Origin of the sequence: Streptomyces sp. NPDC088730, assembly GCF_044751215.1 — a bacterium.
In the GTDB taxonomy this organism is placed as follows: domain Bacteria; phylum Actinomycetota; class Actinomycetes; order Streptomycetales; family Streptomycetaceae; genus Streptomyces.
The window spans coordinates 14,813-27,956 of record NZ_JBIVLK010000018.1 but is presented as its reverse complement, the minus strand read 5'-3'; the positions used below and the strand labels follow the sequence as shown (position 1 = coordinate 27,956).

Annotated in this window: 1 protein-coding gene; it reads right to left on the bottom strand. The window is 72.3% G+C overall.

What is annotated here, in order from left to right; translation table 11 throughout:
• Window positions 1-102: 102 nt before the first annotated feature.
• Entirely contained in the window at window positions 103-13,071 is a 12,969-nt protein-coding gene (locus ACIP89_RS33510; protein WP_402118143.1) for an SDR family NAD(P)-dependent oxidoreductase, read from the bottom strand.
• Between the last annotated feature and the right edge of the window lie 73 nt (window positions 13,072-13,144).

The window sequence follows — 13,144 nt, the reverse complement described above, 5'->3', positions numbered from 1 at the left end:
TCACGCGCTTGAGGTAGTCGCGGATCTTGTCGGTGCTGCCGGTGTCGTCCGTGCCGGTACTGGTACTGGTGCTGGTGCTGGTGCCGTTGGCGGCGCTTCCCGTCACAACTGCTCCTCGATGAAGGCGAAAAGTTCGTCGTCGGCGAGTTCGAGCGCCGGCTCGGGGGCGGTGGCCGTGCCGGCCGGGTGCCCGCCCAGGACGGTGACCAGGGCGGCCAGCCGACGGTGGACGACCTCGCGACGGATGTCGTCCTCTGCGAGCCCGGTCACGGCGGCCTCCAGGGCCTCCAGTCCGGCGAGGGCGGCCTCGCCGGCCTCCCGGCCGCCGCCCGCGGCGGTGTCCAGCTCCTCGCCGACGTGCACGGCGGCGGCCTGGGCGGTGGGGTGGTCGAAGACCAGGGACGCCGCCAGGCGCAGTCCGGTCACGGCGTTGAGCCGGTTGCGGAGTTCGACCGCGGTCAGGGAGTCGAAGCCGATCTCGCGGAAGGCGCGGGCCGGTTCGACCGCCTCGGGCCCGGCGAAGCCGAGTACGGCGGCCACCTCGGCCCGGACCAGCGCCAGCAGCTCCCGGCCCCGGGCGGCGGCGCCGAGCGGCGCCAGGCGCCGGGTCAGCGCCTGGGCGGCGCTCTCACCGGAGCCGGAGCCGGAGCCGGTGGCGGCTTCGGCGAGCGACGCGGCTGCCGGTACGACGGCCGCGCCCCTCGGGGCGGCGGGAGCCGGGACCAGTTCACGCAGCAGGGCGGGAACGGCCTGGGGACCGTGCGCGGTCCGCTCACGGCGCAGGGCCTGAGCGTCCAGGCGCAGCGGTACGAGCAGGGCGTCGGCGCCCGCGTCTCCCTGGCCCGCGAGAGCCAGGTCGAAGAGGGCGAGGCCCTGGTCATTGGTCATGGGCGCGATGCCGGAGCGCCGCATACGGCGCAGGTCGGCCTCGGAGAGGTGCCCGGTCATTCCGCTGGCCTCGCCCCACAGGCCCCAGGCCAGGGAGACGGCGGGCAGCCCGGCCGCGCGGCGGTGCTGCGCCAAGGCGTCCAGGAAGGTGTTGGCCGCGGCGTAGTTGGCCTGGCCGGGGCGGCCGAGCAGGCCGGCCGCGCCGGAGAACAGCACGAAGGCGGACAGCGGCAGGCCGCGGGTCAGCTCGTGCAGGTGGAGGGCGGCATCGGCCTTGGGCCGCAGTACGGTGTTCAGCCGCTCGGCGTCGAGGGCGGTGAGCGCCCCGTCGTCGAGTACGCCGGCCGCGTGGATCACGGCGGTCAGCGGGTGCGCCGGGTCGATGGCGGCGATCAGGGCCGCGACGGCGGAGCGGTCGGCCATGTCACAGGCGGCGATCTCGATGCGGGCGCCGAGCGCGGTCAGTTCCCCTTCCAGCTCGGCGGCCCCGGCCGCGCTCCGGCCGCTGCGGCTGACGAGGAGCAGTCTGCGGGCGCCGTGGGCGATGACCAGGTGGCGAACGAGCAGCCGCCCGAGAGTGCCGGTCGCCCCGGTGACCAGCACGGTCCCTTCGGGGTCGAACGCGGCCCCGGTGTTGCCGGTGCAGTTGTTATCGATGCCGGTGCCGGTGATAGCGGTGCCGGTGCCGGCGGCCGCCGCGCGGGTGAGGGCCGGAACGAGTACCTCGCCGGCCCGCAGGGCGAACTGGGGCTCGCCGGTGGCGAGCGCCGCGCCGAGCGCGTCCGCCGAAGCGGGCGTGCCGTCGGTGTCGACGAGCACGAACCGGCCCGGGTGTTCGGTCTGGGCGGACCGCACGAGCCCCCAGAGGCCGGCAGCCGCGAGTCCTTCCGCGGTGTCGTTCTCGGTGGCCGCGAGGGCCTGCCCGGTGAGCACGGTCAGGGGGACCTCCGCGAGGGGCCCGTCCTGAGCGAGCCAGTCCTGCACCAGGGCCAGGCCCTGGGCGGTGAGGGCGCGCACGTCCTCCGGCGTGGTCTCCGGATCGGCCGGGAACTGCGCGACCACGGCGTCCGGCGGGGCGGCGCCCTCCTCGACTGCGGTGCGCAGCGCGGCCGCGTCCGCGTACACCCCGGCCCCGGCGAGGCCCGCGGCGGCGAGACCGAAACCGTCGGTGCCGAGTACCGCCGGGCGGGCCGGCGGCTCGGCCGCGTGGCGGCCGGCGGGCCGCTGCCAGGCCACCCGGTAGAGGGGGAGCGCACTCTCGGCGGCGGCGCCGAGCAACGCGTCCAGCCGGTCCTGTGCCAGGGGCCGCATCACGAGGGCGTCCAGCGTGAGGACGGGGGCCGCGGTGAGGTCCGTGGCCTCAAGGCGCACGGCGCCCTCCCCGGTGGGGGTGAGGCGTACGCGCAGCGAGTCCGCGCCCGCCGCATGCAGGGTGATGCCCTTCCACGCGAACGGCAGCAGCACGGAGCCGTCCGGCACGTCGAGCAGCCCGCCGGCCAGCCAGGGCTGCAGGGCCGCGTCGAGCAGCGCGGGATGCACGCCGTAGCCGGCCGCGTCGGCCCGAGCCCGAGCGGGCAGCCGGATCTCGGCGAACACCTCGCCGTCGCCGCGCCACAGGGCCTCGACGCCGGCGAAGACCTCGCCGTACTCGTAACCGAGGTCCGAGAACTGCCCGTAGACGTCGGCGGGTTCGACCTCCTCGGCGCCGGCGGGCGGCCAGACGGTGGCCCAGTCCGCGACGGCCGGGGGTGCGGAGGGAGCGGCGGGGGCGACGAGGCTCTCGCCGTGCCGCGTCCACGCGGCTTCTTCGGCTCCGGCGGTGTCCTCCGGGCGGGAGTGGACGGTCAGCCGCCGGCGGCCCTGCTCGTCCGCGGTCTCCACGCGCACCTGGACCTGCGCGGCGCGGTGGCCGTCGAGGACGAGCGGGGCCTCCAGGGAAAGCTCCTCCACGGTGGCGCAGCCGGTCGCGGCCGCGGCGTGCAGGGCGAGCTCGACGAAGGCCGTGCCGGGCAACAGGGTCCGGCCGCGGACGGCGTGGTCGGCGATCCACGGGTGCTCGGTGAGCGAGATCCGGCCGGCGAACACCGTCTCGCCGGTCGATGCGACCGGCAGCGCGCCGCCGAGCAGCGGGTGGGTCTCCCACACCATGCCGAAGCGGGCGGCCGCGGCGTCGCCGACGCCAGCGGGCGAGGTCGGCGCCCAGTGGCGGGCGCGTTGGAAGGCGTAGGTGGGCAGGTCCACGGTCCTGGCCCCGGTGCCTTCGAAGAGGACACTCCAGTCGATGTCGACGCCCCGGACGAACAACTCGGCCGCCGAGGTCAGGAACCTCTCCCAGCCACCCTCCTCACGCCGCAACGAACCACCGGCCAGGACGTCCCTGCCCTCGGCGGTCTCCTGAATACCCATGATCAGCACCGGGTGGGCACTGGACTCGACGAAGGTGCCGAAGCCCCGGTCCAGGAGCAGCCGGACGGTCTCCTCGAAACGGACCGTCTGGCGGAGATTGCGGTACCAGTACGAGGCGTCCAGCCCCGTCGTATCCACCAGCTCACCCGTCACCGTCGAGTAGAACGGAATCTCCGAACGACGCGGTGCGACCGGAGCCAGCACGTCGAGGAGTTCGGCCTCGATCCGCTCCACATGCACGGAGTGCGAGGCGTAGTCGACCGGAACCTGACGAGCCCGCACCCCCTCACCCACATACACGGCCACGATCTCCGTGATCGCATCGGCATCACCCGACACCACCGTGCTCGACGGACCATTCACCGCGGCCACACTCAGCCGACCGGCCCAGGTGGCACCGGCAAGACGTTCCTCAACCTGCGCCAACGGCAGGGGAATCGACGCCATGCCACCGAGCCCGGCCAGCTCACGGCCGATCACCCCCGCCCGCAACGCCACCACCCGGGCAGCGTCCTCAAGAGACAACGCACCCGACACCGCCGCAGCCGCTATCTCCCCCTGCGAATGCCCCACCACCGCATCCGGAACAACCCCAAGAGAACGCCACACCTCAGCGAGCGACACCATCACAGCCCACGTCACCGGCTGCACCACACCCACATCGTCCAGCGAACCCCCCGCACGCACCACCTCGACCACATCGAAGTCAACGAACGGCGCCAACGCATCCGCACACTCACGCAACCGGGCGGCGAACACCGGTGAGGACTCCAACAGCCCCGCGCCCATCCCGACCCACTGCGTCCCCTGGCCCGGAAACACCAACACCCGACGCCCCACCGGACCCACCGAGTCCTCGACAATCCGGGAACCGAGCGTGACCTGACGGTGCTCGAACACCGACCGCGACGTCACCAGCGAATACCCCACATCCAGCAGACGCGGCGCACCCTCCGCCCCCAGCCGGGCCCGCAACCGCTCGGACTGCACCCTGAGCGCCGGCCCCGACTTCGCGGACACCACCAACGGCACCACCGGCAGCTCACGAACCACCGGCTCCGCCACCGCATCCGGCACAGGAGCCTGCTCCAGAATCACGTGCGCGTTGGTCCCGCTCACACCGAACGCGGACACCCCCGCACGACGTGGGCGTCCGGTCTCCGGCCACGGACGCGACTCGGTCAACAGCTCGACCGCACCCGCATCCCAGTCCACCTGCGAGGACGGGGCATCCACATGCAACGTCCGAGGCAGCACACCCTCCTGGAGCGCCATCACCATCTTGATGACACCACCCACACCAGCAGCGGCCTGCGGGTGGCCGATGTTCGATTTCAGGGAGCCGAGCCACAGCGGCTGCTCCGCCGAGCGCTGCCCGTACGTGGCCAGCAGTGCCTGTGCCTCGATCGGGTCACCGAGCTTGGTGCCCGTGCCGTGCGCCTCGACCACGTCCACGTCCGCGGTCCCCAGACCGGCGTTGGCCAGGGCCTGGAGGATGACCCGCTCCTGGGAGGGGCCGTTGGGGGCGGTGAGGCCGTTGCTGGCGCCGTCCTGGTTGACGGCGTCGCCTCGGATGACGGCGAGCACCCGGTGGCCCTGGCGGACGGCTTCCGACAGCCGCTCGACGGCGACCATGCCCGCGCCCTCGGCCCAGCTGGTGCCGTCGGCGGCGTCGGCGAAGGCCTTGCTGCGGCCGTCGACGGCGAGCCCGCGCTGCCGGGAGAACTCCACGAACAGACCGGGGGCGGCCATGACCGTCACACCGCCGGCGAGAGCGAGGTCGCACTCCCCCGCGCGAACGGCCTGCGCGGCCATGTGCAGGGTGACCAGGGAGGAGGAGCAGGCGGTGTCCACGGAGACGGACGGGCCTTCGAGGCCGAGCACGTACGAGATGCGCCCGGACACCACGCTCGCGGACTTGCCGGTGAGCAGGTAGCCCTCGTGTTCCTCGGAGGCCTCGTGCAGCCGGGAGGCGTACTCCTGGTGGGTGAGGCCCACGTACACGCCGGTACGGGTACCGCGCAGGGACAGCGGGTCGATGCCGGCCCGCTCCAGGGCCTCCCAGGAGGTTTCGAGCAGCAGCCGCTGCTGCGGGTCCATCACCAGCGCCTCGCGCGGCGAGATCCCGAAGAAGTCGGCGTCGAACTCGGCTGCCTCGTGGAGGAACCCGCCCTCGCGGACATACGTGGTGCCGCGGCGACCCGACTCCGGGTCGGGCTCGTAGACCTCGTCGAGGTTCCAGCCTCGGTCGGTGGGCGCGGCGCCGATGACGTCGCGCTCGGCCATGACCAGGTCCCACAGGGCCTCGGGGGTGTCGGCCCCGCCGGGGAAGCGGCAGGCCATGCTCACGATCACGATCGGGTCCTCCGCGTCCCCGGCCGCTCGGACGGCGGGGACGGGGACGGGGGCCGCCTCTGGGGTGTCTCCGAGGAGCTTGCCGAGCAGGTACGTGGCGAGCGCGCCCGGGTTGGGGCGGTCGAACACGACGGTGGCGGGCAGCCGCAGACCGGTGGCACCGGCGATGCGGTTGCGCAGCTCCAGCGCGGTGAGGGAGTCGAAGCCGGTGTCCTTGAACGCCCGGTCGGGGCGGACGGCGTCGGTGCTCGGGTGCCGCAGCACCGCCGCGGCCTCGCCGCGCACGAGCTCGACCAGTGTCCGGGTCCGTTCGGCCTCGGGGAGGGCGGCGAGCCGTTGGGCCAGTCCCTCGGCGGGGCCCATGGAGGCGCCGGCGGAGGCCTGCTGCCGCGCCTCCTCCAGCGCGTGCCGGGCTTCCGGCACGGTGCCGAAGACGGGCCCGGGGCGCAGAGCGGCGGTGCGCGGGGCGAAGTCGGCCCAGTCGACGTCCAGGACAGTGACGCAGGTATCGCCCAGGTCGAGAGCGCGGTGGAGGGCCTCGATGCCGTCGTCGGGGTCCATGGCCCTGATGCCTCTGCGGCTCAGGCTCTCCTCGCCGGCACCCTCGGCCATGCCGCCGCCGCCCCACAGGCCCCAGGCGATGGAGGTGGCGGGCAGGCCCTCGGCGCGGCGCTGTTCCGCGAGGACGTCGAGGGAGGCGTTGGCCGCGGCGTAGGCGGCCTGGCCGCCGTTGCCCCAGGTGCCGGTGACTGAGGAGAAGAGGACGAAGGCGTCCAGTTCCAGTCCCCGGTCGCGGGTGAGTTCGTGCAGGTGGTGCGCCGCGTCGGCCTTCGGCGCCCGGACCCTGCGGAAGGCCTCGGGGGTGACGGAGCCGATCACCCCGTCGTCGAGCACGCCGGCGGTGTGGAAGACGGCGGTGGGCGGGTGGGCGTCGAGGAGGGCGGCCAGTGCCTCGCGGTCGGAGACGTCACAGGCGGCGAGGGTGACTTCGGCGCCCAGGGCGCGCAGTTCCCCGGCCAGCCCGGCAGCCCCGGGAGCATCCGGGCCACGGCGCCCGGTCAGCACCAGATGCCCGGCCCCCGCACCGGCGAGCCAGCGGGCGACATGAGCACCGAGAGCACCCGTACCCCCCGTCACCAGCACCGTGCCACGGGGAGTCCAGCGGGCGTCCTCCGCCGTCCCGGCGGGATGGCCCGCGCGGGTCACCCGGCGGCCGTAGGAGCCGGAGGCGCGGACGGCGACCTGGTCCTCGGCGCCGGGGCGACCGCCCTGGGCCAGCGCGGTGGCCATCCGGTCGAAGGCGCGGGCGTCGGGCTGCGCGGGCAGGTCGACGACGCCTCCCCAGAGGGCGGGCAGTTCGAGTGCGGCGACCCGGGCGAAGGCCCACACCTGCGCCCCGGAGTCCTCGGGCAGCTCGCCGGGGGCGACGGCCACGGCCTGCCGGGTCAGGGCCCACACCCCGGCCGGGGCGAGGTCGGTGTCGGCAGCGGCCTGGAGGAGCGCGAGGAAGGCGAGAACTGCTTCCGTGCCCCCTGCCAGGGGGAGGAGGGACAGCACTCCGTCGAAGGTCTCGCCCTCGGTCCGGTACGAGTCCAGCCGGCCGGCCAGGGTCTCGCGGGTGGCGGTGCGCGTGTCCAGGGTCAGGCGTTCGGTCCGGGCACCGTGCCGGACGAGGGCGGCCTCGGCCTCGTCGGCGAGGACACCGACGCCTTCGGGGAGGACGAGCAGCCAGCGCCCGGAGAGGCGGGCGGCGGGGTCCTTGGCGCTCAGGCCCTTCCAGGTGGTGCGGTAGCGCCAGGAGTCCGTGCCGGAGTGGTCGGCGGCGGGGGCGGACGGAGCAACGGGCTCGAACCAGTAGTGCTCGTGCTGGAAGGCGTAGGTGGGCAGGTCTACGGTCCTGGCCCCGGTGCCGTCGAAGAGAGCGGTCCAGTCGATGTCGACGCCACGGACGAACAACTCGGCCGCCGAGGTCAGGAACCTCTCCCAGCCACCCTCCTCACGCCGCAACGAACCACCGGCCAGGACATCCTTACCCTCGGCGGTCTCCTGAATACCCATGATCAGCACCGGGTGAGCACTGGACTCGACGAAAGTACCGAAACCCCGGTCCAGGAGCAGCCGGACCGTCTCCTCGAAACGGACGGTCTGACGGAGATTGCGGTACCAGTACGAGGCGTCCAGCTGCGTCGTATCAACCAGCTCACCGGTCACCGTGGAGTAGAACGGAATCTCCGAACGACGCGGCGCGACCGGAGCCAGCACATCGAGGAGTTCGGCCTCGATCCGCTCCACGTGCGCGGAGTGCGAGGCGTAGTCGACCGGAACCTGACGAGCCCGCACCCCTTCGCCCTGATACGCGGCCACGATCTCCGTAATCGCGTCGGCGTCACCCGACACCACCGTGCTCGACGGACCATTCACCGCGGCCACACTCAGCCGACCCGTCCACTCGACACCGGCAAGACGTTCCTCGACCTGCGCGAGTGGCAGGGGAATCGACGCCATCCCACCGAGCCCGGCCAGCTCACGGCCGATCACCCCCGCCCGCAACGCCACCACCCGGGCAGCATCCTCAAGAGACAACGCACCCGACACCGCGGCAGCCGCGATCTCCCCCTGCGAATGCCCCACCACCGCATCCGGAACAACCCCGAACGAACGCCACACCTCAGCGAGCGACACCATCACAGCCCACGTCACCGGCTGCACCACACCCACACCGTCCAGCGAACCCCCCGCACGCACCACCTCGACCACATCGAAGTCAACGAACGACGCCAACGCATCCGCACACTCACGCAACCGGGCAGCGAACACCGGCGAGGACTCCAACAGCCCCGCACCCATCCCCACCCACTGCGTCCCCTGACCCGGAAACACCAACACCCGACGACCCGGTGCCCCGGCCACACCCTCAACCTTCAAGTCCCCGAGGGAGACCGAACGGTGCTCCAGGTGCGAGCGCCCGGCGGCAAGACTCAGGCCCACATCGAGCGGACGCAGCGCGGAATCCGCCTCCAACCGGGCCCGCAACCGGGAAGACTGCGCCTCCAAAGCGGCCGCCGACTTCGCGGACACCACCAACGGAACCACCGGCAACTCACGAACCACCGGCTCCGCCACCGCATCCGGCACAGGAGCCTGCTCCAGAATCACGTGCGCATTGGTCCCGCTCACACCGAAGGACGAGACACCCGCGCGGCGTGAACGCCCGGTCTCCGGCCACGGACGCGACTCGGTCAGCAGCTCGACCGCACCCGCATCCCAGTCCACCTGCGAGGACGGCGCATCCACATGCAACGTCCGAGGCAGCACACCCTCCTGGAGCGCCATCACCATCTTGATGACACCACCCACACCAGCAGCAGCCTGCGCATGACCGATGTTCGACTTCAACGAACCCAGCCACAACGGCTGCTCCACCGGACGCCGCCCATACGTGGCCAACAAAGCCTGAGCCTCGATCGGGTCACCCAACCGGGTCCCCGTGCCATGCGCCTCGACCACATCCACATCCGCGGTCCCCAGGCCGGCATTGGCCAGCGCCGCCCTGATCACCCGCTGCTGCGAAGGACCGTTCGGCGCCGTCAGACCATTGCTCGCACCGTCCTGATTCACCGCAGAACCCCGCACCACCGCCAGCACACGATGCCCCCGGGCCACCGCGTCCGACAGACGCTCCACCAACAGCACACCCACACCCTCGGCCCAGCCCGTACCGTCCGCACTCTCCGCGAACGCCTTGCACCGACCGTCCGACGCCAGCCCCCGCTGCTGCGAGAACTCCACGAACATGCCAGGGCTCGCCATCACCGAGGCGCCGCCGGCGAGAGCGAAGTCGCACTCGCCCGAACGCAGCGACTGCGCGGCGAGGTGGAGGGCCACCAGCGAGGAGGAACAAGCCGTATCGACCGTGACCGCAGGGCCTTCGAGACCCAGCGCATAGGAGATACGACCGGACATGACGCTGGCCGTGTTGCCGGTGAGCAAGTAGCCCTCGTAGCCCTGGGCGTTCTCGTAGAGGCGCGGACCGTACTCCTGGGTCATGGCGCCGACGAAGACGCCGGTGCGGGAGCCCTTCAGCGAGTCGGCCGGAACACCCGCCCGCTCCAACGCCTCCCACGACGTCTCCAGCAGCAACCGCTGCTGCGGATCCATCGCCACCGCCTCACGCGGCGAAATACCGAAGAACCCCGCATCGAACCCACCCGCACCGTGAAGGAAACCCCCCTCACGCACATACGAACGCCCCGCAACCCCCGGCTCGGGATCGAACAGCGACTCCACACCCCAACCACGGTCACCCGGGAACGGCGACACCGCATCCACCCCCGACGACACCAACTCCCACAACCCCTCCGGCGAACCCACCCCACCCGGGAAACGGCACGCCATCCCCACGATCACGATGGCGTCCTCGTCCTGGCCGGAGGCCGGCTGCTCCCGGCGGGCCGGTACCCCGGCCGGGGCCGCGGGCGGCGCGGCCGGAGCCGCCGTGGCGGCCTCGGCGGCGGCGTCGCGGATCAGTCGGGCGACGGCCAGGGGGGTCGGGCAGTCGTAGATCAGGGTGGCGGGCAGACGTACGCCGGTCGCGGCCCGCAGCCGGTTGCGCAGCTCGATGCCGTTGACGGACTCGAAGCCCTGCTGCTTGAAGGTCTTCTCGGGCGCGATCGAATCGCCGGTGGCCCGGCCGCGTACGGCGGCGGCGTGGACGCGCACCAACTCCAGTACGTGGTGCAGCTGTTCGACCTCGGAACGTCCGCGCAGCTCGCGGCTGAGCAGGGTCTCGTCGGCATCGGCCACGGAGGCCCGGCCCTGCTCCGCGGAGCCGTCCTCGGTGAGCCAGTGGCGGGTGCGTTGGAAGGCGTAGGTGGGCAGGTCTACGGTCCTGGCCCCGGTGCCGTCGAAGAGGACACTCCAGTCGATGTCGATGCCCCGGACGAACAACTCGGCCGCCGAGGTCAGGAACCGCTCCCAGCCACCCTCCTCACGCCGCAACGAACCACTGATCAGCACATCGAGCCCGGCCGCATCAGCACATTCCTGAACACCGATACCAAGCACCGGGTGGGCACTGGATTCGACGAAGGTGCCGAAGCCCCGGTCCAGGAGCAGCCGGACCGTCTCCTCGAAACGGACGGTCTGACGGAGATTGCGGTACCAGTACGAGGCGTCCAGCTGCGTCGTATCAACCAGCTCACCGGTCACCGTGGAGTAGAACGGAATCTCCGAACGACGCGGCGCGACCGGAGCCAGCACATCGAGGAGTTCGGCCTCGATCCGCTCCACGTGCGCGGAGTGCGAGGCGTAGTCGACCGGAACCTGACGAGCCCGCACCCCCTCACCCACATACGCGGCCACGATCTCCGTGATCGCGTCGGCGTCACCCGACACCACCGTGCTCGACGGACCATTCACCGCGGCCACACTCAGCCGACCCGTCCACTCGACACCGGCAAGACGTTCCTCGACCTGCGCGAGTGGCAGGGGAATCGACGCCATCCCACCGAGCCCGGCCAGCTCACGGCCGATCACCCCCGCCCGCAACGCCACCACCCGGGCAGCATCCTCAAGAGACAACGCACCCGACACCGCAGCCGCCGCTATCTCCCCCTGCGAATGCCCCACCACCGCATCCGGAACAACCCCAAGAGAACGCCACACCTCAGCGAGCGACACCATCACAGCCCACGTCACCGGCTGCACCACACCCACACCGTCCAGCGAACCCCCCGCACGCACCACCTCAACCACATCAAAATCAACGAACGGCGCCAACGCATCCGCACACTCACGCAACCGGGCAGCGAACACCGGCGAGGACTCCAACAGCCCCGCACCCATCCCCACCCACTGCGTCCCCTGACCCGGAAACACCAACACCCGACGACCCGTCTCGCCCGCGACCCCGTGGACGGCGGAGCGCTCCAGGCGGGTGAGGAGTTCCTCGCGGTCGCCGGCCAGGACCACGGCGCGGTGGCCGAAGACGGTGCGGGCGGCTGCCTGGGTCCAGGCCGTGTCCAGGAGGCTGTGCTCCGGGCCGTGTTCGACGTACGCGCTGAGCTGGGCGGCCTGGTCGCGCAGGCCCTCCGCGGTGCGGCCCGTGACGATGACGGGGAGGACGGGCAGGGTACGGGTGGCGGGCTCGGCCGGGAGCGGGGCCGGGGCCTGCTCCAGCACCAGGTGCGCGTTGGTGCCGCCCATGCCGAAGGAGGACACGCCGGCCCGGCGCGGCCGGGAGCCCTCGTCCGTCGGCCAGGTCCGCAGGTCGGTCCGGACACTCAGGTTGAGCTCGTCGAGCGGGATGTCGGGGTTCGGGATCTCGTAGTTGAGGCTGGGCGGGAGTTCGCCCTCTCGGACGGCGAGCGCGGCCTTGAGGAAGCCGACGATGCCGGCGGCGCCTTCGAGGTGGCCGACGTTGGTCTTGGCGGAGCCGACGACGAGCGGGGCGCCGGGGGTGCGGGCGGTGCCGATGACGGCGCCGAGGGCCGCGGCCTCCACGGGGTCGCCGGCGCGGGTGCCGGTGCCGTGGAGTTCGACGTAGTCGACGTCCTCGGGGCGGACGCCGGCGCGCTCGTACGCCTCGCGGAGGACGGCCTCCTGGGCGTCCCGGTGCGGGGTGGTCAGGCTGGGGCCGCCGCCGTCGTTGTTGATGGCGCCGCCCTTGACGACGCAGTGGACGCGGTCGCCGTCGGCGAGGGCCTGGCGCAGCGGCTTGAGGACGACGCAGACGCCGCCCTCCCCGCGTACGTAACCGTTGGCGCGGGCGTCGAAGGTGTGGCAGCGGCCGTCCGGGGAGAGGGCGCCCATCAACTCCATGGTGGTGGTGCTGTGGCCGGACAGGATGAGGTTGACTCCGGCGACCACGGCGAGGTCGCTCTCGCCGCGGAGCAGTCCCTGGCAGGCGAGGTGCACGGCGACGAGCGAGGAGGACTGGGCGGTGTCGACGGCCATGCTGGGGCCGCGCAGTCCGAGGTGGTACGAGAGCCGGTTGGCGGTCATGGCCCGGTGCAGGCCGGCCGCGCTGTAGCCGCCAGCGGTGTCGGCGTGGGCGAGGGCGAGGGCCGCGTAGTCGTCGGAGGCGACTCCGACGTACACGGCGGTGCGGGTGCCGGAGAGCCGGCCGGGGACGATTCCGGCGTGCTCCAGGGCCTCCCAGCCGAGTTCGAGTACGAGTCGCTGCTGCGGGTCGGTGGCGGCGGCCTGTGCCGGGCTCATCCCGAAGAACTCCGCCTCGAATTCCCCGTGGTTCTCCAGGGCGGCCCGCCAGGTGCCGTCCTCCTGCCGGGTGATTCCGTGGTTTCCGGTTCGGAGGAGCTGCCAGAATTCCTCGGGTGTATCGGCCCCGGGCAGTCGGCACGCCATCCCCACGACGGCTATGTCGTTGTCACCCACGAGCTGTTCACCGGTCTTGGGGGTCATTAATTCTCCATAGCCAGAGATGAGGTGCGGAAAATCCACGAGCGGTTTCGGAGGACCCGGGAGGGTCGGTACT